Origin of the sequence: Rhodococcus sp. NPDC057529, assembly GCF_042802055.1 — a bacterium.
Lineage (GTDB): Bacteria > Actinomycetota > Actinomycetes > Mycobacteriales > Mycobacteriaceae > Rhodococcus_F.
This window is the reverse complement of sequence record NZ_JBHVEY010000003.1, coordinates 19901-43108: the sequence shown is the minus strand read 5'-3', so window position 1 is coordinate 43108 and position 23208 is coordinate 19901. Positions and strand designations below refer to the sequence as shown.

Annotated in this window: 21 protein-coding genes and 1 pseudogene; 12 read left to right on the top strand and 10 right to left on the bottom strand. The window is 65.5% G+C overall.

Translation table 11 applies throughout. The features are described from left to right. Positions 1-76 precede the first annotated feature (76 nt). The 6 genes and pseudogenes from ACFU5V_RS06165 to ACFU5V_RS06140 all read left to right on the top strand — a co-directional run bounded on the left by ACFU5V_RS06165 (position 77) and on the right by ACFU5V_RS06140 (position 7196). The gene (locus tag ACFU5V_RS06165) at positions 77-3502 is read left to right on the top strand and encodes a protein kinase (protein WP_378697658.1); all 3426 of its coding nucleotides are present in this window, start codon (positions 77-79) and stop codon (positions 3500-3502) included. 165 nt (positions 3503-3667) lie between these two features. Next, on the top strand, positions 3668-4384 hold the full coding sequence (locus tag ACFU5V_RS06160) for a winged helix-turn-helix transcriptional regulator (RefSeq protein ID WP_378697656.1): 717 nt from the start codon (positions 3668-3670) through the stop codon (positions 4382-4384). A 117-nt stretch (positions 4385-4501) separates the two neighbouring features. Further along, positions 4502-4942: a PAS domain S-box protein gene (locus ACFU5V_RS06155; RefSeq protein WP_378697653.1), complete on the top strand. Its 441-nt coding sequence runs from the start codon at positions 4502-4504 to the stop codon at positions 4940-4942. Between the two features lie 156 nt (positions 4943-5098). Continuing rightward, complete coding sequence (locus tag ACFU5V_RS06150; protein WP_378697651.1) at positions 5099-5875, top strand: MBL fold metallo-hydrolase; 777 nt, start codon at positions 5099-5101, stop codon at positions 5873-5875. Between the two features lie 398 nt (positions 5876-6273). Beyond that, positions 6274-6477: pseudogene (locus ACFU5V_RS06145) on the top strand (transposase); the annotation flags it as partial. A gap of 407 nt (positions 6478-6884) precedes the next feature. Further along, the gene (locus ACFU5V_RS06140) at positions 6885-7196 is read left to right on the top strand and encodes a hypothetical protein (RefSeq protein ID WP_378697648.1); all 312 of its coding nucleotides are present in this window, start codon (positions 6885-6887) and stop codon (positions 7194-7196) included. Here the strand turns inward: ACFU5V_RS06140 and ACFU5V_RS06135 are convergent. The 3 genes from ACFU5V_RS06135 to dnaK form a co-directional block, all read right to left on the bottom strand. Continuing rightward, complete coding sequence (locus ACFU5V_RS06135; RefSeq protein ID WP_378697645.1) at positions 7152-8237, bottom strand: DnaJ C-terminal domain-containing protein; 1086 nt, start codon at positions 8235-8237, stop codon at positions 7152-7154. The two genes, ACFU5V_RS06140 and ACFU5V_RS06135, sit on opposite strands and share 45 nt — an antisense overlap. Positions 8238-8317: 80 nt before the next feature. After that, positions 8318-8989 (bottom strand): nucleotide exchange factor GrpE, encoded by a 672-nt coding sequence (grpE, locus tag ACFU5V_RS06130; RefSeq protein ID WP_378697643.1) that lies wholly within the window; start codon positions 8987-8989, stop codon positions 8318-8320. Then, the gene (dnaK, locus tag ACFU5V_RS06125; protein WP_378697641.1) at positions 8986-10836 is read right to left on the bottom strand and encodes a molecular chaperone DnaK; all 1851 of its coding nucleotides are present in this window, start codon (positions 10834-10836) and stop codon (positions 8986-8988) included. Before dnaK ends, grpE begins: the two co-directional genes overlap by 4 nt. 541 nt (positions 10837-11377) lie before the next feature. Here dnaK and ACFU5V_RS06120 point away from each other — a divergent pair. Then, entirely contained in the window at positions 11378-11701 is a 324-nt protein-coding gene (locus ACFU5V_RS06120; RefSeq protein WP_378442501.1) for a hypothetical protein, read from the top strand. Between the two features lie 552 nt (positions 11702-12253). On the opposite strand, the gene ACFU5V_RS06115 is transcribed toward ACFU5V_RS06120, so the two are convergent. The 7 genes from ACFU5V_RS06115 to ACFU5V_RS06085 all read right to left on the bottom strand — a co-directional run bounded on the left by ACFU5V_RS06115 (position 12254) and on the right by ACFU5V_RS06085 (position 18991). Then, positions 12254-13807: a serine hydrolase domain-containing protein gene (locus ACFU5V_RS06115; RefSeq protein WP_378697639.1), complete on the bottom strand. Its 1554-nt coding sequence runs from the start codon at positions 13805-13807 to the stop codon at positions 12254-12256. Next, positions 13807-15438, bottom strand: a complete 1632-nt coding sequence (locus tag ACFU5V_RS06110) for an alpha/beta fold hydrolase (protein ID WP_378697637.1) — start codon at positions 15436-15438, stop codon at positions 13807-13809. Before ACFU5V_RS06110 ends, ACFU5V_RS06115 begins: the two co-directional genes overlap by 1 nt. 129 nt (positions 15439-15567) lie before the next feature. After that, positions 15568-16080, bottom strand: a complete 513-nt coding sequence (locus ACFU5V_RS06105; protein WP_378697635.1) for a hypothetical protein — start codon at positions 16078-16080, stop codon at positions 15568-15570. Next, complete coding sequence (locus ACFU5V_RS06100; RefSeq protein ID WP_378697633.1) at positions 16080-16838, bottom strand: ParA family protein; 759 nt, start codon at positions 16836-16838, stop codon at positions 16080-16082. Before ACFU5V_RS06100 ends, ACFU5V_RS06105 begins: the two co-directional genes overlap by 1 nt. A 183-nt stretch (positions 16839-17021) precedes the next feature. Next, complete coding sequence (locus ACFU5V_RS06095; protein ID WP_378440976.1) at positions 17022-17273, bottom strand: hypothetical protein; 252 nt, start codon at positions 17271-17273, stop codon at positions 17022-17024. A gap of 762 nt (positions 17274-18035) precedes the next feature. Further along, complete coding sequence (locus tag ACFU5V_RS06090; protein WP_378697631.1) at positions 18036-18206, bottom strand: hypothetical protein; 171 nt, start codon at positions 18204-18206, stop codon at positions 18036-18038. A 278-nt stretch (positions 18207-18484) separates the two neighbouring features. Next, positions 18485-18991, bottom strand: a complete 507-nt coding sequence (locus ACFU5V_RS06085) for a hypothetical protein (protein WP_378697629.1) — start codon at positions 18989-18991, stop codon at positions 18485-18487. A gap of 638 nt (positions 18992-19629) precedes the next feature. On the opposite strand from ACFU5V_RS06085, the gene ACFU5V_RS06080 reads away from it, so the two are divergent. Genes ACFU5V_RS06080 through ACFU5V_RS06060 form a run of 5 tightly spaced genes read left to right on the top strand, consistent with a single transcriptional unit; the run spans position 19630 to position 23086 of the window. Next, positions 19630-20256, top strand: a complete 627-nt coding sequence (locus ACFU5V_RS06080) for a hypothetical protein (protein WP_378697627.1) — start codon at positions 19630-19632, stop codon at positions 20254-20256. A gap of 6 nt (positions 20257-20262) precedes the next feature. Beyond that, positions 20263-21687 carry an SRPBCC family protein gene (locus ACFU5V_RS06075; RefSeq protein ID WP_378697625.1) on the top strand — a complete coding sequence of 475 codons (1425 nt, stop codon included), beginning with the start codon at positions 20263-20265 and terminating at the stop codon, positions 21685-21687. Then, on the top strand, positions 21684-22067 hold the full coding sequence (gene gvpJ / locus ACFU5V_RS06070; protein ID WP_072951758.1) for a gas vesicle protein GvpJ: 384 nt from the start codon (positions 21684-21686) through the stop codon (positions 22065-22067). The genes ACFU5V_RS06075 and gvpJ overlap by 4 nt, the downstream gene beginning before the upstream one ends. Continuing rightward, entirely contained in the window at positions 22067-22843 is a 777-nt protein-coding gene (locus ACFU5V_RS06065) for a GvpL/GvpF family gas vesicle protein (protein ID WP_378697622.1), read from the top strand. Before gvpJ ends, ACFU5V_RS06065 begins: the two co-directional genes overlap by 1 nt. Before the next feature lie 3 nt (positions 22844-22846). Beyond that, entirely contained in the window at positions 22847-23086 is a 240-nt protein-coding gene (locus ACFU5V_RS06060) for a gas vesicle protein GvpG (protein WP_378438737.1), read from the top strand. Positions 23087-23208: the final 122 nt, after the last annotated feature.

Below are 23208 nucleotides of genomic sequence, written 5' to 3'. Positions count from 1 at the left end.
CGTTGGCCACGATCTCGGCGTCCGGGCCGTTGCCGCCGATTATCCTGAGAGAAGATGTCAGAGGTGGTGCAGGCCGGTGGCGGACGATCCGTGGGCAACGCAGCGGGAACCGGACATCACGGTGGAGCTGTCCGCTGCCGGCTTCGACGACGCCGTGGAGATCGGCCGCGGAGGCTTCGGGGCGGTCTTCCGCTGTCGGCAGGACGACCTCGACCGCACGGTCGCCGTCAAAGTCCTGACCGCTGATCTCGACCCGGAGAACCTCGCACGGTTTCTGCGTGAGCAGCGTGCAATGGGACGCATGTCCGGGCACCCGAATATCGTCGACCTCTACCAGGTGGGAGTGACCCGCAGCAAACGACCATTTCTGGTCATGCCCTATCACTCGCACGGCTCGCTCGATTGGCGGATCCGTCAAAGCGGACCACTCGGGTGGGAGCAGGTGCTGCATCTCGGAGTCAAGATCGCGGGCGCCCTCGAGACCGCGCACCGCGGGGGCACCCTGCACCGCGATATCAAACCAGGAAACATCCTGCTGACCGAGTACGACGAGCCACAGTTGACCGATTTCGGCATCGCCCGGATCGTCGGCGGGTTCAAGACCACGTCGGGGGCGATCACCGGTTCGCCTGCATTCACCGCTCCCGAGGTGCTCGAGGGACATCCGTCCACGGCCGCATCCGACGTCTACGGCCTGGGAGCGACGTTGTTCTGCGCACTGACGGGGCATGCCGCGTTCGAACGGCGCAACGGTGAACACCTCGTCGCTCAGTTCCTGCGGATTTCCAGCGAGCCGCTTCCGGACCTACACGCACCTGGTATCCCCGACGACTTGTGCGGTGCGGTGGAACACGCGATGGCACGTCCGGTGGAAAACCGGCCGGCGAGCGCGGAAGCGTTCGGGGAGGAACTTCGGGCGATCCAGCGCGGGCACGGGATGATCGCCGATGACATGTTCGTTCCGGCCGTGCAACGGCATGAGGAATCGGAAGTCCCGGACTCGCACGCGCGACGACGCCCCGGCGCGGTGTCGCCGCGGACTCCACCGGTTCCGGTGACCAAATTCCGCCCACCGACGAGCGTGCGGCAGCTGGTGCGCCGACAACGACTCCTCGACGCGCTACGGGAGGGCCGAGAAAGCCGACTGACTCTCGTCCACGGGCCCGCCGGCTTCGGAAAGAGCAGTCTGCTCGCGCAATGGCGTGAGGAATTGACCGCCGAACAGGTCCCGGTAGCGTGGCTGACCGTCGACGCCGACGACAACAACACGGTGTGGTTTCTCTCGCACCTCGTCGAGGCGGTCCGGTGGGTGCGGGCACCGGTGGTGGACGGCCTCGGCCAGGCGCTCGAGGAGAACGGCTCGGCTGCCGAACGCTTCGTCCTGACCTCCCTGATCAACCGGCTCCACGACAGTGGTGAACCGTTGGTGATCGTGATCGACGACTGGCACCGGGTGACCGCGCCGGATTCGATCGCGGCCATGGAGTTCCTCCTCGACAACAGTTGCCACCACCTGCGGATCGTCGTGGCCAGCCGCGCGAGATCCGGGCTTCCACTCAGCCGCATGCGCGTGTGTGACGAACTACGTGAAATCGACACCAAAGCACTCGGTTTCGACCTCGACGAGTCACGGAGCTTCTTCGCCACCCGGGTGCGAACGCAACTGACGGACGCCGACATCTCGCTGTTGCGGGATTCGACCGACGGATGGATCGCAGCACTGCAACTGGCCTCGCTCTCGCTGCGGGAAGCCGGCGGCACGACCGACGTACTCGAACGATTCCGCGCCGACACGCCCTCGATCGAGGAGTACCTCGCCGAAAACGTCCTCAATGCCCTCGAACCGGAGGTCCTCGACTTCCTGCTCGCCACCTCGGTGCCCGAGCGAGTGTGCGGGGAGTTGGCGTCGATTCTCGCCGGAGTCGCCGACGGCCAGGCCCGGCTCGAGGAAGTTTCCGCTCGGGACCTGTTCCTCGGGCGGGCCGCTGACGACTACCGGTGGTACCGCTACCACCACCTGTTCGCACAGTTCCTACGCCGCCGACTCGAACGCGACCACCCTGGCAGAACCACGCAATTGCACCGCTCCGCGTCGGCATGGTTCCGGGAACACCGCCTGCTCGGAGAGGCGATCGACCACCTGCTCGCCGCCGGAGACCCCGAATCCGCGGTCGCAGTGGTCGAGGACGATGACCTCTATCTCCTCGACCGGTCGCAGATGTCGACTCTGCTCGGCCTGATCTCCAAGCTTCCGCACGACCTGGTGCTGTCGAGCGTGCGGCTCCAACTCGCCACCAGCTGGGCGAACACCGAACTGCAACACCTCGACCAGGCGGTCGAGTCACGTCGCCGCGCGCTCGGCCTCCTCGAGACGCTCGGCCTGCCCGCCGATCAACGTTCCCGACTGCGCGTGGAATCAGATGTGCTGCAGGCGAATATCGATGTCACCGCCGACCGGGTGGTCGGTGTGAAGGACCTTGTCGCCGAATGCCTCGCCGACCCCAGCGCGCATCACCCCTTCGTTGTGTCGATGGCGGCCCTGCTCGACACGTTCGCCGACACGTACGAGTTTCAATTCGACGACGCCGACCGCCGTCAGCGCTGGGCGGCGCCCTATCACAGCAAGACCACCGGGCCCTACACCGTGGCCTACGGATACTGTTTCGCCGGTCTGGCGAAGGCAGAACAACTCGATCTCACCGGCGCGGTCGAACTGTATCGGCAAGCACTTCAACTCGTTTCCGACGCCGGCAACACCCAATCCCAGCATGCGCGGCTGGCGCGTGCGCTCCTCGCCGAACAGCTGTACCTGCGAAATCAGATCGACGAGGCCGAGGAACTGCTCGCCGAGAACTTCGACACCGCGCTCGGCGGCACCGCAGACTTCATGATCCGGCACTACTGTCTTCGCGCTCGTATCGGCATCGTCCACCACGACAGGGCCGGGGCCCTGCACGAGCTCGACGAAGGCGCCCGCACGGCTCAGTTGTTGTCACTTCCCCGGCTGCGGGCCGCCGTCGACAATGAACGCATCCGCCTCGCGCTGCCTCTACGACCCGGGTTCGTACCTGTTCCGCACAGGAAACCGGACTCGACCGACGGCATCGCACAGATCGTCGCTCAACTCGAAGACGAAGCTGCCATCTCACTCCTCCTGCGAGAAGGTAACCCCGAACAGATTCGCACCGCCGTCGACTGGGCGAACGACTGGGCCCACTCCCTCGAAGGAACCGGACGTGAACTGGCATGGCTGTACGCCGCCCGGCTTCAAGTGTCGTGCCTGTGGGCCGCAGGACACGCGCCCGAGGCCGAGACGGTGCTGATTCCGGTCGCCATCCGCTGCGCCCAACACGAGCTGATCCGCTTCCTCCCCGACGGCGGCCCGAACGTCATCGCCGCGTTCACGTCCCTGGCCGCGCACCTGAAGGAGGCCGGTGAGCACTCTCTGCGGTTGCGACTACCCGATCCCTTCATCGACGAGGTGGTGGCCGCCACCAACTGAAATGTCGCAACCGTGTGTTCACGACTCGACGCCCAGCCCCTTGCACTGCGCGCTGACACCGGGTGCGCACAGTGCACCTATCCTCGAGGGGCGAGTAGGCGGAGGATCGTAATACACAACTACCACCCCGCCAGCCGACCGCAGTTTCCAGCTATTGGAGGGATCGTGAGCGACACACAACCTGCGATGCCACGCCTGGACCCGGACACCGACGGGTGGATGCCATCCGTCGCATACTGCCCGGTCTCGTTGGGAACCCGACTGATCGGGGACCGTTGGTCGCTACTGATCGTGCGCGAGATGCTGGTCGGCGCCAGCCGGTTCAACGCCATCCACCGAGCGATGCCCGGACTGTCCCGCACTCTGCTCTCGTCGCGGTTGAGGTACCTCGAACGCATCGGAGTGGTGGACCATGTCGTTGACGGCCGACACCGTGCGCGGTCGGAGTACAAGTTGACCGATGCCGGTCTCGCATTGCGCCCGGTGCTCGAGGCTCTGGGAACCTGGACCTCGCAGTGGCAACTACCGCCGACGGGCGACGATGAACTCAACGCGGCGTCATTGCTGTGGCACATGCATCGGGGCCTCGATCGAACAACGCTGCCGAAGAAGGAACTCACCATCGGGTTCCGGTTCCCGAACAGCGAGCCATCCACCGGATGGATCTACGTCGGCGAATTCGACTCGGGCGCGTGCGTCGGGTTCCCCGAGCGGGAAATCGACCTCACGGTGATCGTCGAACCCACGATTCTCGGTGAATTGTGGTGGGGCAAACGCACCTGTGCGGCGGCCATCGCGGCGGGCGACGTCGGGTTCGAGGGACCCACAGATCTGGCTTCCGCCTACCCCGGTTGGTTCCGTCGCCCGACTCCGCGGCCATAACCCGTCGGTACAACATTTGTACTCGTCGGTGCAGGGCGCCGATTGCTCTACTGGAGGCACACCCGCAGGCGTTCACCGCCGCGCGTGCGGATCTCACCCACTCCAGGAGGAACAGCAATGTCAGACGCACAGACCAACGGCGTGGCATGGAGCGAGCCGGACTACCGACGACTGTTCGAGAGCCTTCCCAATCAGTTCATCGTCATCGACCCTCAGCGTCGCGTCCTCGCCGCAACCGATAGCTTCCTCGCCGCCACCGGTCGCGTACGTGAGGAGATCGTCGGTCGCGACATCCTGCTCGTCTTCCCCGACAACCCGGACGACCCGACCGCCGACGGGACAACGGTGCTCCGTGAATCCATCGCGCGAGTCCTCGCGAACCGCGCGATCGACGTGCTCCCGGTGCAGAGATACGACATGAAACAAGAGGACGGCTCGTTCGAGGAGCGGTATTGGCAGCCACTGAACGCCCCGGTCTTCGGCGATAACGGCGACATCGTCTGCATTCTCCACGGCGCCGAGGACGTCACCCAACAGGTTCTGGCGGGTCAAGCCTGAACAGGGGCTCTTCGTGTCACGAGGCCGTGCATTCGTCACCGACGGTGCACGGCCCTTCTGTGTCCTTCGGCAATACCGCACCGGCGCAGGTGTCCAGTCGCTACTGGTACGAAAACTGTACTTCCGGCGCCTGGGCGACCCTGCTGAACTGTAACTATGTCAACAAAAGTCACCCTGGTCGGCGGCCCCACGGCCGTTCTCGACCTCGCCGGTCTCCGCATCATCACCGACCCCACGTTCGACCCGCCGCAGGTTTACCACCATCCGATAGCAGGAGACGTGGTCAAAACCACCGGGCCCGCCTTCACACCAGAAGAACTGGGCACGATCGACATCGCTCTGGCCTCCCACGAGCACATCGACAACCTGGACATGGCCGGCCGCGAGTTCCTCAACACGGTTCCGCACGTCTTCACTACTACCGAGGTTGCCGACCAGTTCGGCGACAACGTCACCGGGCTCACCGAGTACACCTCTCAGTCGGTGCCGCTGCCACACGGTGGGGAACTCACCGTCACCGCAGTCCCCGCCAAACACGGCCCAGAGGGAACCTGGCAGGCCTTGGGACCGGTCATCGGGTTCATGCTCACCGGTCCCGGCATGCCCAGTGTCTACGTCAGCGGTGACAACTCTCAGGTGGAGGTCATTTCCGAGATCGCCGAGAAGTTCGGTCCCGTCGACATTGCTGTGTTGTTCGTCGGGGGCGCGAAGTTCGACGTCATCGCAGAGGGCAGCTACATCACGCTGAGCAACGAGCGGGCGCTCGAGGCCGCCAAAATCCTCGGCGCCAAGAAGGTGATCGCCGTACACGAGGACTCCTGGCAACACTTCAGCCAGAATGCGTCAGAGATCCGTGATCTCTTTGAGGACGATGGCCTCGGCGACATCATCGTCGCGCTGAAGCCCGGCGAGTCCGTGGAACTCGGTATCTGACCACACTGCTGGGAGCTCACCTTCCCACGTGCAGGTACGTGCACCAGATCGGCGACGTCAGCCCCCCGATCTGGTGCATCCCTCGTACCACCCTCGGAATCTCGCGTGTCGCATAGGCCCGGCCCACCCGTCTCATACGATGACATCGCCGCGTCGCTCCGGGCATCTGCTCGAAACCCACCCGCGCCGGCCAGGGTGAGGATCAAGCCGGTGGCGCCCGAACAACCCACCTGGCCAACGGAATCCGGGGCACGACCTGCGCCACCCGCGGGTTGCGTCCACGATGATGGTGTACGAACCGGATCCGCATCGGACCGGCGTGTCGTAGCCCAAGAAGGCGGCCCATCGCGTGACTCTTCGAGAGACCGACCAAAGTCACTTGGGTGTTGGATCACGCGATGACCAGTGACCACGATATCGACCTGCACCAGTTCCTGACCGACCGCCTCACCGACGCCAGCCCCGATCTGCTGCGCAGCCTGCTGTCCACGTTTATCGATGCGCTGATGGGCGCCGAGGCCGACAGCCTGTGCGGCGCCGGCTTCGGCGAACGCTCCGACGACCGAATCAACAGCCGGAACGGCTATCGGCACCGCGACTTCGCTCCCCTAATGTGTGATCATCCCAGGTGCGGCTAGCGTCGTGGACACAGGTGACGGAGCGGGGAGGTCCCGCCGTCGCACTTCGAGGCAGCCGACAACAGTTATCCGATCCATCGGAATACGCTGCCTCGAAGGCTCGATCGCCGAGTGCACGTCGTGCCTGCTGCTCGCAGTGCACGTGGTGTGGGAGTAGCCGCGGGGAGACGCTACATGATTCGCCCACCGCTTGTGCTGCGCCAAGGAGGATAGCTGTTCGACGAGAGCCTCCTTTCCCACCGGAAATCCACGCGGAAAACTCGAGGCACCCAGTGACACCCAGAATGTCATTCACTCGTGAGGTGGCCCGCAAACAGTCTTTGATCATGCTCTCTGCTCGAGCGAGTTTTCCGTGCAGGAAGGCTGTCAACGTGACGACACTTCATTGTCCCACCCGCAACATTTCCTCCGCACACGTCACCGTGCCGATGGAAACCGAACCGCTCACGCTCGACCCGACCGCCGACACGATCCGAAAGATGCTTGAGACCCAGGTATTCCGCAACACCGTGATCAACAACTGGGGTCCGCGGAGCGGCAAGCTCGACCTCAGGGAGTCCAGGACTTCGTTGTCCCCATCCCGAAGAACGACTCCGACCGGACCGCCCGAGGCGATCACGCCGACGTCTTTCTCGGCATCATCTTCTTCCGGCCCATCCGGCGCGGGGGTCGAATCCGCTTGATTCCTCTGCCCGGGCGTACACACGCAGCGCCTCGGCAGCCTCATGATCAAGTTCGGGCGGGACCGCGACCTCTACGGTTACCAGCAGATCGCCGACCGCGGTGCCGCGGTGGGCCACCCCGCGTCCGCGCAGTCGGATCGTTCTCCCGGACTGGGCGCCTGGCGGGATCTTCACACTGACCTGGCCATCGAGGGTGGGCACGGACAGCACGGTCCCCAAGGCAAGTTCGGCGAAGGACACGGGAACGGTGACGGTGAGGTCATCGCCGCTGCGGGCGAACACCGGGTCCGGGTCCACCCGCACGGTGACATAGAGGTCCCCCGACGGTGCCCCGGCGAGACCTGGTTCGCCCTGCGCCGGTATCCGGACGCGTTGCCCGTCGCCCACTCCGGGCGGGACGTCGACGGAGATGGTGCGGGCACGGTCCTCGATCCCGACGCCGTGGCAGTGTGGGCAGGTCCGTTGCCGGGTTCCCGGTCGTGAGCCCGAGCCGTGACAGCTGGTGCACACCATCGGCCCACTCACCCTCAGCGGCAACACCATCCCGGCGACCGCCTCCCGGAAGGACATCCGGGTCTCGGTCTCGACGTCACTGCCCCGCCTCGGCCGGGCCGACGCCGCTCTGGTTCCGGCGCGCCGGAACAGGTCTCCGAGCACATCACCCAGCCCGCCCAGAGGATCGCCCACGGTGAAGGGTGAACGGCTCCCGAACAGGTCACCGAATTCGAAGCCGCCCGACCCGGCGCGCGCGGTCGTGGTGGTGCCAGCTTCGGGGGGAAAACCCGTCCTCGCGGACGCCCCGGATCGGAACAGCCGGCGCGTGCGATCGTAGTCCTTGCGTTTGGCGGGGTCCGATAGCACCGCGTACGCCTCACTGACGGCCTTGAACCGTTCCACTACCTGGGTGTTGTGCGGGTTTGCGTCCGGATGCAGCTCCCGGGCCAATGTGCGGTATGCCTTCTTGATTTCCTCGGCCGACGCCGTTGAAGGGACACCGAGAGCGGCGTAGAAGTCACGGGCGAGCCATTCCTGCTGCGTCACCGAGAATCCTCCTTTCCCTCTGCCGGTCGCCGGACGAGCTGCGCGCCAAGACCGGCGTTGTCGGGCTCATGGGCGGCGTCTCAGGAATCGTCGGCCGATGTTGTGCCCGTCACGTCCCCCGGCGGAGCGGGTCCCCCGACCACGGTGACTGTCGCGGTCCGCAGCACCTTGCCGCCACCGAATGTGTAGCCGCGTCGGAGCACCCTGTCCACGACGGGATCTCCCCCGGCGCCTTCGTGCTGGACTGCTTCGTGCAGGGTGGGATCGAAGCGGTCGCCCTCTTCACCGAATGCGACCACCCCCAGGCCGCTCAGGATCGCATCGAGTTCGGCCGCGATCGCGCGCAGTGGCCCGGTTTCGAGGTCGCCGTGCTCGCGGGCTCGGTCGAGGTCATCGAGGATCCCGAGAAACTTCGCCACCACCGATGCCGTCGCGGCCTCGACCGACAGGCGCCGGTCGCGTTCTATTCGGCGCCGATAGTTGGTGTACTCGGCTTGCACCCGCTGCAGATCAGCGGTCAACTCCGACACTCGATCAGGGTGTTCGCCGACGTCCCGATCGGGCCGGTACCCAGGGTGCATCTCGGCGTCCGGGGTGGCCGGGTCGGGTTCCCGTTGTGGGGTCGGGGTGACGGGCTCACTCGGGGTGTGCTCGCGTACCCGGCCGGTATCCGGATCGACACGGCGTTTGTCGGTGATCGAGATCGGTTCCCGCGGCGGCTTGTCGCCGTTGCGCCGCTCGCTGCTGGTCATCGGGTGTCCTCCCGTCCAGGTTCGTCCACCACCTCAGCGTCGAAGACTTCACCACCGGCCCCTTCCGAGGCGCCGTTCCCTCCACCGGTGGCCGCCGAATCCTTCGCCTGTGCGTCGTAGATCGCCTGGCCCAGGGCTTGCGAGTCGGTGGTCAGTTTTTCGATGGCTTCTTTGATGGCCGCGACGTCGCTGCCTTTCAACTTCTCTTGGGTATTCGCGATCGACGACTCGACCTTTTCCTTGACATCGGCGGGCACCTTGTCCTCGTTGTCCTTGATGAACTTCTCGGTCTGATACACCAGCGACTCGGCCTGGTTGCGGACCTCCGCTTCCTCTCTGCGTTGAGCGTCCTCCGCGGCATGCGCCTCGGCGTCCTTGATCATCCGGTCGATCTCCTCCTTGGACAGGCCCGAGCCCTCCTGGATCTTGATCGTGTTCTCCTTACCGGTGCCCTTGTCCTTCGCGGTCACGTGCACGATGCCGTTGGCGTCGATGTCGAAGGTGACCTCGATCTGCGGCACACCACGCGGTGCCGGCGGAATCCCCGCCAGCTCGAACGAGCCGAGCAGCTTGTTGTGCGAGGCGATTTCGCGCTCACCCTGGAACACCTGGATCTGCACCGACGGCTGGTTGTCGTCAGCCGTGGTGAAGGTCTCGGACCGCTTGGTCGGGATGGTGGTGTTGCGCTCGATCAGCTTGGTCATCACGCCACCCTTGGTCTCGATGCCGAGGGACAGCGGGGTGACGTCGAGGAGCAGCACGTCTTTGACCTCGCCCTTGAGGACGCCGGCCTGCAGGGCGGCGCCGACGGCGACCACCTCGTCCGGGTTGACGCCCTTGTTCGGTTCCTTCCCGCCGGTCAACTCGCGCACCAGATTCGTCACGGCGGGCATACGGGTGGAACCGCCGACGAGCACGACGTGGTCGATGTCCTTGACGGCGATCTTTGCGTCCTTGATCACCGATTGGAACGGCGCGCGGGTGCGGTCGAGGAGATCGGACGTGATCTTCTCGAACTCGCTGCGGGACAACTGCTCGTCGAGGAACAGCGGGTTCTTGTCCGCGTCGACGGTGATGTAGGGCAGATTGATCGACGTGCTCTGCGACGAGCTCAGTTCGATCTTCGCCTTCTCCGCGGCCTCTCGCAGCCGCTGCATCGCCATCTTGTCCTTCGTCAAATCCAACCCGTTGTGCGACTTGAATTTCTCGGCCAGCCACTTCACGATCCTGTCGTCCCAGTCGTCACCACCGAGGTGGTTGTCGCCGGACGTGGCCCGGACTTCAACGACGCCGTCGCCGATTTCGAGCAGCGAGACGTCGAAGGTGCCGCCACCGAGGTCGAAGACCAGGATGGTCTGTTCCTTGTCGCCCTTGTCGAGGCCGTAGGCCAGTGCGGCCGCGGTGGGCTCGTTGACGATGCGCAGGACGTTGAGGCCGGCGATCTGGCCGGCTTCCTTGGTGGCCTGACGCTGGGCGTCCTCGAAGTACGCGGGGACGGTGATCACGGCGTCCGTGATGTCCTCACCCAGATACGATTCCGCGTCCCTTTTCAGTTTCATCAGCACTCGGGCGCTGATCTCCTGAGCGCTATATTTCTTGTCGTCGATTGCCACATGCCAGTCGGTGCCGATCTCCCGTTTCACCGACCGCACCGTCCGGTCCACATTGGTGACTGCCTGGTTCTTGGCTGGCTGGCCGACCAGCACCTCGCCGTTCTTCGCGAACGCCACGACCGACGGTGTCGTGCGCGAACCCTCCGAGTTGGCGACCACCACCGGGTCGCCACCCTCGAGTACACACACCACCGAGTTCGTGGTCCCCAAATCGATTCCCACCGCGCGAGCCATGACCGCCTCCAGCACCACACCGGGCGGGCATGGTCCTTCGCGGAACCGCTAGACATCACACCCACCGAACTTGAGTGTTATCGACTCAATTTTCCCTCGGAGCCAAAATGCGGTCAAGGAGAAAAATTGAGCGTAGGACGCTCAATATTAAGACCTGTGTGTCCGTCAGATACCGCGGCACCACCACTTCCGACCTCACCGACGAAAGCAAGAACACGATCCGTGCGCGGGCTGGAGGACCGGGGCACCCCGTCGAACCATGGGGTCGAATATCGCCCGCACAACCCACCCGGAGGCGATGGTGCCGACGACCACCGGTGGGAGCCGCCGGGCACGGACATTGCCGCGAGCCGCGCGGCGACCTGCCAGCGCAGCGGGTCCGGAGCGCACACACGCACACCGTGCCGTCCGCTCGGACGCGGCCCCGCGAGTGGTGAGATCGAACCGTTGACGAAGCGGGACGGCTGCACCCTGACGTTGGGCCAGGCCTGTGTGAATCGGCGGGCGGTGCGGTAGCTGCGGAATCATGGGAAGGTGAACGATGAGCAGCTGGCCCTACTGGTTTGAGATCGCCGTGATCTGCGGGATCACCGCGGTAGGCACCATCGTGTGGGGACATTGGGAGGAGCACACCCCGAAATGGCGGCGGATCGGGAAGATGGTCGTGTTGTGCGTGCTGTCGGTCCTCGTCTCCGCCACGGCCGGGCGATTCTGGTTCTTCGTGCTGCTCGGCGCCTTGGCCATGATCGTCCTGCTGGTCCACGCCTGGTGGCTTCCACGGAAAGGCATCAATGGTTGGACCGGTGAGCCCCGCGAGAAGTACTACGCCCTCCGCGGCTGGAAGTGGCCGCCGGAGCGACGGTGAAAATCGTTGGCTGAGCGTCAGGGCGTGTCGCGCCTCTACGGCGTCGATCAATACCAAGTTTCTGCGGTATCGAGGCGTCCCGGTTCGGCAGTCAACGACGTCTCACTTGGTGGCACCGTGCGTGTTGTTGCGCCGCCCGCTCCCACCCTGAGCAGCAGCCTCGCGCCGGCACCCCCGCCGCCGGCCACCATGATCAGCTCCGAACCGATCGCCCCCGCACCCGAGGTTCTCGCGCCGGACGACACTGCACCGAGCACAGGTGTAGGCACCGGCGGCGGGAACGGCAACCAAGGCAACGGCCAAGGCGGCAACGCCGGCCCAGGTAACGGGAACCAAGGAAACGGCAACGGGAGCAACGGAAACGGGAACGGAAACAACGGCGGTGGTGGACGGGGCAACGGCGGCGGGAACTGAGCCAACCGTCCATTGCCCTCGCCGCCACCGCGAGGAATGGACGTCGCCGCTTCCGCGGGTTCCGGAATAGGCGATCAGGAACCCTGAACGGCGCTTTCGCATTGCGCCACCGGCGTTTCCCGGGGGTGGTTCGGCTATTTACTGCAGGTGCCGGTAGAGCCGTCCGTGGTTGCTGAACCAGGCGACATTCCCATCGGACCCCCGAAGGAAGTTGGATCGGGTGCCGGTGGGTTCGAGGTCGGGGCCGAGGTCGAGCCCGTAGTCGGTCTTGTACAGCGCAAGACCGAGATTCGGGGCTGTCTGCTCATCCGGCAGGTAGGTGGCATCCGGGGCGTCGCTCATGTTGCCGACGAGCTGGCCGTCTTTGCCGCGGAAGTGGATCACGACGGTCCCCAGGGTGCCCGACTGATCGATGTCGTCAGTGGCGTACGCGCCCTCGTAGGGCGCCAGCTCGGCCGTGCTCAACTTCTGGGGCGTCGCGGGCAGGTTACCGATTCCGGCGAAGCGGCGAAGCGACCAGTCCTCGGCGAACAGTTCGTTGAGCAGTTTCCCTCCGCCCTCGGAATTGGTGAGCACGGTCATGGCGAAGTTACGGCTGGGCACCATGAAGAACCCGGATCGTTGACCCGCCCAGGTTCCGCCGTGTTGGACGATCGTCTCGTTCTCCGCGGACGGCCGCAGCATCCATGTCACTCCCACGCCGGTGAGTTCGACCTGAAGTGTGCCGCCGACGCCTGGATTCGAACGCATGGCGATGAGCGAGTCTTTGCTCATCAACCGATCTCCGTTGGGTGTCGTGCCGTCGCCGAGGTGGAAGCGCGCGTAGCGCACCTGATCCCGCACGCTGGAAATCAACGATCCGGTCGGGTTGCAACTGCGTGGGAAGAACCAGAAGCCCGGATCCACAACGGCTTTTCCGTCGTCGACGTTGTGTGAGGCGGCGATATTCTGGCCGACTATCTGGTCCGAGAAGAAGCGGGTGTGACTCAACTCGAGCGGGTCCAGCAGCATCTTCTGGACGGCGTCCTCGTAGACCGATCCGGTCACGGCCTCGACGATCCGCCCCGCCACAACCAACCCCGCATTGTTGTAGGCGAAGACCGTGCCCGGCGGCGTCTTCTGTGGGAGCCGGGTCATCGACGCCACGAACTTGGTTATCGCGTCGTCACCTCGACCGAAGTCCTGGAGATCGTCACCGAGCCAACCCGACGTGTGGTTGAGCAGTTGTCGCACCGTCGCCGTGGCGCCGGCGTCGGGATCGGCGACCGCGAAATCGGGCAGATACCGGCGAATCGGTGCCTCCAGATCGACCTTGCCCTCGTCGACGAGGCGCATCACGGTCGTTCCGGTGAACGTCTTCGTCGTGGAGCCGATCCGGAACAGGGTGTCGCCGTCCACCGGTGTCGGGTGGTCGACATTGGTGACCCCGTAACCCTTTATGTACTCCTCGCCGTCGGCAATGACGCCGACCGCAACGCCAGGGATCGCGTAGTCCCGCATCGCCTTGTCGATCTTGGCGTCGAGCTCGTTGAACGCGTCCTTCGCGTTCGCGGGGACGCTCGTCGCTGTGGTGGTCGACTCCGTCGACGAACATGCCGGCGACACGAGCACCGCCAACCCGGCGACCGCCCCGCCGAGAACCGCCCGACGCGACAACCGAGGGCCACCGACGGCGAACACCTCGGTCGTCATCAGCGTGGCGGGAGAATGTCGTATGCCGGCAGTGGCGTCGTGTCCGTGCAGGATGTGTCCGGCTTCTCCGGATCGTCGAAGAACGACGCGATGATCTCGGCTCCGCACGGTGGCTCTGCATACACACCGTGTGCAGCTCCGGGCACTACCGCGACTGTGGATTGCGAGAGATCCTTCGCGATGTAGTCGCCCCACACCGCTCCGGTCTGCCCGTCGTAGGTACCCGACAGCACGAGCGACGGGATGTCACTGACGGTGATGTCTCGGATCGAGTCAGGGGCCTTCGGCACGTCCCACACCTCGCAGGCGTCGCGCAGGAACGGCAGCTGTGGCGCTTGGGCCCGAACGGACTCCGGGAGTTCCGGGAATTCCTTTTCCGCCTGTTGCATCGACTGTTCGACGGTCTCGAACGGGATCCATTCGCGGCACCAAATGCTCAGGGTGAGGCCCCACTGCAGGACGCCCCTCTCCGGATGCCCCCACACCTCGGCCCACCGCGACGCAATGGGCTGCGCATTCCCGTGTGCGAGCTCATCGACCGTTGACGGGAACTCTGTCGGCAGATGGGTGGCCACGGGGACAAACCAGTTCAGCAGCATTCCGCCGTCGACGACAACCTTCGTCTCTCCAACGCCCTCGACGTTGACCGTCGTGGTGATGGGCTTCGCTTCCAGCTCATTGACCAGCCGGATGAACGTTGCCCCCAGGTCGGGATAGCGTTCGTTGCATGTCGGCTGGTCCTCGCACGCCTCGACCATGTTGTCGAATGCTTGGCGAGCGCTGGCCCAGGTCCACCCCAGGGCACCAACCGATGGAGGCGTCACTCCGTCGAACGCGATCGACTCGATCGCGTCGGCGTCGTGACGCATGTAGATCAGCGCAAGGTCGGTACCGTACGAGTGGGAGAACACATTCCACTTCTCGAGGCCGAGTGCCTTGCGCAGATCGATCAGGTCATAGGTGCTCTCGGTCGAATTGAACGCCGAGAGGTCGACGGTGGGAGCCAGGCGGTCGTGGCAGCCCTGCACCGCTTCCACGTACGCATCCCGGGTGGACTCAGCGTTCCACGCCATCCCGATCCGGTGGGCGAAGAACTCGAAAATCTCCGGGCAGGACAACGGCGAGCTGGACGTGATGTTGCCTCGCTGTCCCATCAGGATCAGATCGCGATCACGGTTCAGCGGCACGTCCGGGTTGACCGGAGGATCCGTGACCGCATCCTGACCGGGCCCGCCCATGAGAAACACGATCGGAGCCTTGGCCGGCGGCTGCGTTTCCGACGGAACGATCGCAACTGCCAAGCGCAAGGATCCGCTGTCTTCTCTGGTGCGGTTCACCGGGACCACCAATTCCCCGCAGCGAGCATTCTCCAGCAGTGGGACCGGATTTGGCGTCTTCGCGCACGGACCCTCGACAAACTCCGCCGGCGGATGAGCCACAGTCGTCGGTGACGAACCGGACGGATCGGAAGTGCTGCCACACGCTGAGCTGACGAGAATCGAGACAAACGCAATCGCCGCTATCTGGTTCACAACCCGCATGTCAACCACCCTGAATGGCGACCGCCCGAACCTGGTGTCCGGGCTCGGCCCGAGTATCCACTCGGATAAATCCTGACACACCCACAGCATTGGGAGCGCCGTTACCGGCAAAGGGGCCACACAAGGGCCGCTGACATCGTTCTCGATACCTCGGTGAGGGCCGCGGTCGTCCTCGGTGAGGGCGTCCGCTCCCTCCTCCTGCGGGCGGCGCTGGGCGGGCTAGTTGATGCGTGATCCCCGGACGCGTTCGGGATTGCGCGGGGGGAAGGGTGCGCCATCGTTGAATTCGCGTTGGAGAACGGGAAGGTAGCGGGCGAGGGCTTCGTCGACGAGGTCGGACCAGCTGTCGGGGGCGCCGGCGATATGGCCGATCGCGGCGACGGCATTCTTGCCGTCTTCGACCCTGGCGCGGTTGATGTAGACGGATTCCAGCGTCTTGTCCGCGGGTACCCGTGTGGTGGCCTTTTCCTCGTCGAGGGCAACCGGCCCCGGCTGGGGGTCGCCGATGGTGGCCGCTTCCCGTGTGACGTCCACGCCCTGCTCGACGAGGTTCGGCAGCCGCCGCTTGCGTTCGGCAGGACTGTTGGCGAGTCCGTGCTCACGTGTCGCGCTGATCAGAAGATCCTTCCGACGAGTTCTCGAGCACGTCCCGACCTGATGGGTGCCGGTGCGGGTCTGGGGACGGCGTTCGAGGGGGTTGTTGACAAGTCCGGGTTTACGTGTCGCGCTCATCAGGGCATCCTTTCGACGAGTTCTCGGGCGGCGTCGCGGTAGGCGCGTGCCGCCGACGACGACGGGGCCCACCTGACGACGGGTTCTTCGGCGCTGTAGCTCTCGCTGACACGGACGGACTTCGGGATGATGGTGCGCATCGTCTGATCGGGGTAGGTCTCACGGAGCGCGGCGAGGACCTGCTGGTCGATGACCTGGCCGAGTTCGACGCGGCCACACAGAATGTGATTGAGCCGCGCGGTGGGGTTGAGCAGCTCGACCTGCTCGCTGATGTAGTTCTCGATCCGCATGAGCGCTTCGAGTTCCATCGCGCCCGTCATGACAGCGGCGAGCACGTCGGTGCAGGCGACGAGTGCGCTGATGGTCAGGTGGTCGAAGTCTCCCGGGCAGTCGAGGAGATTGAAGTCGACATCGGGGGCGTTCGCAAGGGCCTTGCGCAGGACGCCGTGCGCACCGGGTTTCTTGAGGAAGTAGGGCCCGACGGAATCGAGTTCCTTGGTGGCAGGAACGAGGTGAATACCGGACGCGGTGATGGTGGTGGCATCCTCGATGCTCGCCACCATCATCAGCACCGACAGGACATCGTTGTCGACCGCTTCCGGCGTGGCACCGAGCCAGGTGGTGGCGTTGCATTGCGGGTCGAGGTCGACGACCCGGACGGTGTAGCCGGCTTCGACGAGGGCCTGGGCGAGATTGACGGTGCTCGTGGTCTTGGTGGAACCACCTTTGTGGTTGACCACCGCGATGGTGCGGGTCATGGGCTTGTCCCTTCGTGCAATAAATAGTGCCGTAACGTGCACTGATCCGTGGAGTCGTTCAGTGTCGCGTCGACGTTGTTCGTTCCGGCGGAGTCCTGCGATCATCGCGCGACGGCGGACGATCTACGGTCACTGTCGCGACGAGCACGCAGGTCGCCACACACTGCCCAGACCGGTGATCCGTCACGGTCCTGATCTGCAGGATTCCGCGGATCGTCGTGTCGCGGTCCGCTTCTCCCGAATCGATGCCAGCAGCTCGGTCATGCCGGTGTCGGCCGCGATGAGCGCCGCGATGTAGTCGTTCGCGGTCATGCCGTGCGCCTTCGCGGCGCTGGCGGCCGCTTCCTTGAGCTCCGGAGGCACCAGCGCCTTGACCACAGCACGGGTCCCCTTACTGGGCCGCCCCCGGCGGCGGGAAGCAACGATCTCGGCCATACCCGCAATTCTGGGACCAGAAAGTCGAACGACCTAACCGCCACACCGCACCCGACCAGAATTTCTCCGGCCGGGCATCGCTTGCAGTGCCCGAGAACGCGACAACAGGAAACACTGACCGCGGCGCATCGCGTTGACCTACCGGCTTCCCGGAAGGCGTTGCGGGACGCGGAATTCTCCTCACCAACCGCGCACAAACCGGAAGTAACCCACCACGGCGCGCTGGGGCCCTCGTGAAAACGCCATGTGTAGGTTCCGCGCCGCATATTTCGGCGGCCTTGAACGCCGGCTTCTGCGTGATGGTCTCCGAATGCGTTGATCTCGGGGAGCCGAGCGCTGCCGCCAACCTACGACCGACTGATCTCCCGCGCGACGGTGACATCGAGACACGGTGGCGGGGGCGTCCGGTAACACTGACCCTCGCGGCAGAGTCGGTGCAAGTCGTGTGACCGGCGTTTCGGGGAGTCATGCAGTTGCTCGACCGGGGTCCAGGTGACACCGCCGACGACGGCCCAACCGGGTGGGGAGCGTGGATCCCTCCGTCGAGGTGGCTCGACGAGACCGAGACGAAATTCCGGACAGTGTCCAGTCGAATCGGACCGGAGTCTGATCGACGGTGGACTGCACGAGGTCCTTCGGTGCGTGGGGAACTGCTGACGAGCAATCCGTCCCGATGCGCGGCTTGGTCGGCGCCGGAGACGGCATCGTGGAGGTTCGGCGGTGAACTGGGCGTCCGAGCTCGCGGTGGGGTGTGATCGCCACCTAGCTCGGTGGTACTCGATGCTCCCGGAGAGATTCGATCTCGGCGGACACCTCGTCGAGGCGGCGTCTGGCCTTCGCCAGCAGTCCCTCGAGTTCGAGGATGCCGACTTCCACTTCTTCCCGCTCGGCGAGCCTGCGGGCGAGTTCGTTCGGAGGCGATTTTGTCTTCATCTATTCACGATACGCAGGTCATCAGACCCGAAGAGGCCGACCTGTTCCTCGAGTGAGAGGTGTGGGTGGGAGTGGTTCGTGAGGTTGTAGGACGACCGCACGCGGCCGGGGCTGGGTGGGCGAACACTCGGCCTCGGCGCGTGCGGCGTTGGGCGCCCCGCGGCCGAAGGGGTTGGCGACCGGTACCGGGGCTGGTTGCCCCGGCCGGTGTGCGGGCCCGGGACAACGTACTGTGCGGGTACCCGGATCGCGGCTGGCTACGCTGGATGCTCCGCAGGTCACCGGGTGGCGGCGCGGACGGCAATGGCGAGCCCGGCCACGAGAAGGGCCAGCAGCGCGAGCACCAGCAGAATCGGCCCCAGCACTAGCCCGAGGAGGATGAGCAGGACAAGGGCGACCTTCACGGTGCGGCTCAGCCCGGACACCAGGCCCTTGATCGCCGCCCATATCGGGTTCTTGCCATTGAGGGTGGAGTCGATCGCCCGCAGGGCGGCAGTGGTGCTCGGTCCACCGTGGGCGACGGACTCGGCGACGGTGTCCAGCCATTGGTCGAGGCTCTTCCGCACCGCGGCTCGCTCCTTGACTTCGCCGAGGAGTGGGTGGTCGAGTAGGTCGTGAAGGTGGGGTTTCAGCCATTTGGCGGCGTCGTCGACCGATCGTGGCACATTGCCGGAGCCGACGTCACCGGCGGCCCGCCGAAGACCACGCCCGATGCCCGCACCGGCCCGGTTCCCTGCGCCGGTTCGCCCCAGGAGGGCCGAGCCGACAATGCCTTCCCGCGCCATATCAGACGGGTACCCCCTCCCCGGTCCACGGAAACTCGGCACACCTTTCGTGGACGATGCCGGAGGATCCGACCGTGTGGACCGTTCTTCGGCACGAATTGCGCAGTCCCCTGCCGTCTTTGACCGATTGAACTCTGCCCGGGTGGGCTGGTCCGCTAGCCGACCCTGCGGGCACACCTCTGGTCAAGGGCCGCGACGTGCAGGAGACCATCCTCCGCGAGATCGTCGATCCGCGACAGACCGGAAGCACTGATCAGGGATGGCCGGAAGGCGTTGGCGCAGATCCGGTTCTGTTCGAGATCGGCCGGCAAGTCTCCCGCCCGATCCACAAGACGTGCGTCACCCGGATCTCCGTCCGCGATGTGCGACCCAGGCGGTCGCAGGGCCGTGACGCGGTGGGCCGGACCGACACGATCCCGGCACCACGAGGGGCACCGGCACCCATCGTCGTCACCCCCAGGAGCCGACCGGTCGGACCGTTTTGCGGCCGGACTGCGGTGTGGTGTTGAGCGGCCGATTAGGTGGCCCTGCCGCGGGGTAGTCGGCGGAGATGCGCCCCCACCGGGTGAGGATCCGATTCCAGACCGCCGCCGGCGCCGAGGTGCACCACAACATCAACTCGACGAAGGGGTTGGGCGATGACAAGCAAGGGCCAGATGGCCATGGCCGTAGGTGCCGGTTACATGTTGGGCCGCACGCACAAGATGAAGCTGGCGCTGATGCTCGCCGGGTACGGGGCCAGCAGACGGTTTCCCAGCGGGTCGCTGGGTGTTCTCAACGAGGGCCGCAAACTGCTCGCCGACTCCCCCGAGGTGGCCAAGCTCGGTGCGACGGTCCGCAAGGAGCTGATGAATGCCGCGAAGGCGGCCGCGGTGACCGCGGCCAGCCAGCGCATCGACTCGCTCAACACCCGGCTGCAGTCGGGTGAGGACCTCCTCGGCAGGGCTGCCGGCGGGAAGAAGAAGCCGACGCGACGCCGCGACGAAGAACCCGAGGACGAGTACGAAGACGAGGACGAGGAGTACGGGGAAGACGACACCGGTGACGAGACCGGTGACGACGATTCCGAACAGACGCCCCGCGCCCGGAGGCGGCCGACCCCGCGGCGCCGCTCATCCGGTGGCGGTGGTTCCCGGCCCACCCGGTCCCGGTCGCGGTCGTCGACGAAGGATGACGACGAGGACGAGGACGAGCTGTCCCGGGCCCGCAGGACGCGCGCGAAGGCGACGACCGATTCCGTACCCGTACGACGCACCCGGAAGTGATCAGCGATGACCTCGAATCTTGACAGTGCGGCGAAGAAGCTGCGTAAGAACGTTTCCGGTGCGTCCGGTGAGACCGCATCGATCTCACCCCTGCAGAAGGCGGCGCAGGGCCTGCTCGGCACCGTGACCGACAAGGCCGTCTCCGCCGTCTCCGACAAGGTGGCGGGCGCGACCGGCCGGCTGACCGACTACGCCGAGGGCGGCGGTGGAAGCCTGCTGTCCGCTGTCACCGGCAAAAGCAACGGCAACGGCGACGGCGACGGCGACGGCAATGGTGACGGGAAGGGCGACGGCAAGTCGCTGTTCTCCGGGCTGACCGACAAGGTGAAGGACACGGCGTCGGATGTGAAGGACGCGGTCACCGGCGGCGGTGGCGGTAAGGGCAAGAAGCTCAAGTTGACCAACATCGTCGAAACGATCGATGTCGGGGTGCCGGTCCAACTGGCGTATAACCAGTGGACCCAGTTCGCCGATTTTCCGTCGTTCATGAAGAAGGTCGAGCGGGTGGAGCAGGAAGCGGACGAGAAGCTCGAGTGGAAAGCGCAGATCTTCCTTTCGCATCGCACCTGGGAAGCGTCGATCCTCGAGCAGGTTCCGGATGAGCGGATCGTGTGGCGGTCGAAGGGCGCCAAGGGTTTCATCGACGGTGCGGTGACGTTCCACGAGGTGACCCCCGATCTCACCCGCATCGTTCTGATTCTCGAGTATCACCCGAAGGGTTTGTTCGAGAAGACGGGGAACCTGTGGCGTGCGCAAGGTCGGCGAGCGCGCTTGGAGTTGAAGCACTTCGGGCGCCACGTCATGACGCAGTCCGTTCTCCATCCTGACGAGGTTGTGGGGTGGCGCGGGGAAATTCGGGACGGCAAGGTTGTCGAACCCGAGGAGTCCGAGGACACCAACGAGGAACCGGCCGACGACGAAGAGCCGCAGGACCAAGACGAGACCGACGAATACGAAGACGAGGAACCTCCGGAGGACGAGTCCGGCGAGTACGAGGACGAGGAACCGGAAGAGGGGCCGGAGGACGAGTCCGGCGAGTACGAGGACGAGGAATCCGAGGACGAGTCCGCTGAGGACGAGTCCGGCGAGTACGAGGAGGAAGAGCCGGAAGAGGAGCCGGAAGAGGAGTCCGGCGAGTACGAGGACGAGGAATCCGAGGACGAGTCCGCTGAGGACGAGGCGGAGGAGGAAGAGCCTGAGGAGGAGGAGCCCAAGCCGCGCCGGCGCCGTCCCGAGCCGCGCCGGCGTCGTCCCCAGAAGGCCGCTGCACAGAAGGCACCCGTAAAGAGGGCCGCAGCGAAGAAGACCCCCGCGAAGAAAACTGCCGCGAAGAAGACCCCCGCGAAAAGGGCCGCCGCGAAGAAGACCCCCGCGAAGAAAACTGCCGCGAAGAAGGCAACACCGCGGCGTAGGACGGGAGCACGCGCATGACCACGGCAGGTGGACCCAGCTCGAGTAGTCTCGCCGACGTCATCGACACCATCCTCGACAAGGGCCTCGTGATCGACGCCTACGTGCGGGTCTCGCTGGTCGGCATCGAACTGCTGACCATCGACGCCCGAGTCGTCGTCGCGAGCGTGGACACGTACCTGCGGTTCGCGGAAGCGGTGAACCGGCTCGAGATCGGCAGCGAACCGAAGGGGCTGTCCGAGATCGTGTCGGGCGCCACCGAGGGCGCTGCCAAGCACAAGACGAAGGGTGCGCTCGAATCGGCGGGCGACAAGCTCGGCGGCCTCTTCGGGGGCGGGGAGGAAGAGGAAGAACCGGAGCGGGAACGAGTCTCGCGCAAATCGACTCGCGGTGACCGGTGATGGCCACCTCGGAGCAGACGAAGCAAACGACCGGTATGTATGTCTACGGCATCGTCCCGGCCGACGTCGAGGTCGCCGACGATGCGACCGGGGTCGCGGACGGCACCGTGGAGGTGATCACGCATGGTGACATCGCCGCCCTGGTGAGCGGGCTGTCGGTGGACCGGGCGCTCGGCGCACCCGGGGACCTGCGGGCGCATGCGGACCTGCTGGACGGGGTGGCCGGGGTGGCGCCGGTGCTGCCGCTGCGGTTCGGTGCGGTGCTCCGCGACGCCGACGCCGTGCAGGAGGAACTGCTCTCGGCGCACGCGGACGAGTTCGGCACTGCTCTCGAGCATTTGGCGGGCAAGGCCCAGTACATCGTGAAGGGCCGGTACGTGGAGAAGGCGATCCTGCAGGAAATTCTCGACGAGAACGAGCAGGCGGCGGCGCTGCGCGAGGAGATTCGCGACAAGTCGGAGGACGAGGGCCGGCAGGCACGGATGGCACTGGGGGAACTGGTGAGCAACGCAATCGCCGCCAAACGCGAAAAGGACACCCGCAGGGTCGTCGAGGCGCTCGACGACCTCGCCGCTTCCGTGAACGTGCGCGAACCAACGCACGAGGAGGAGGCCGTGCAGGTGGCGATCCTCGCCGACGTCGAGCGTCAGGACGAGCTCGAACAGGTGCTCGGCGACCTGGCCCAGGACTGGGACGGGCGGGTGGAGATGCGCCTGCTCGGACCGCAGGCGGCGTACGACTTCGTGGTGACCCAGAAGCCGGAGGGGCAGGGCTGAGGCATGGGTCTGTTCTCGTTCATCGTCACCTTGCCGCTGCAACCGGTCAAAGGGGTGATCTCGCTGGCGGAGTTGATCCAGCGGCAGGTCGAGCAGGAGTTGCACGATCCGGCGCGTGCCCGCCGGGCGCTCGAGGAACTCGAGGAGGCCCGGGAACGTGGTGAGATCACCGAGGAGGAGGAAATGCAGGCACAGCAGGCGATCCTCGACCAGATGACGGGCGGTGGCGAATCCAGCCCCTGATCCGGCAGGGCGTCAACGGGCGTACAGCGCGTGCTCGACCCGCTTGGCCTTCCGCGTCGGCACACCCGGCGCCAGGGAACGGCAACGGGCGGCACCGCCGCTCGAGATCCACACGCTCACAA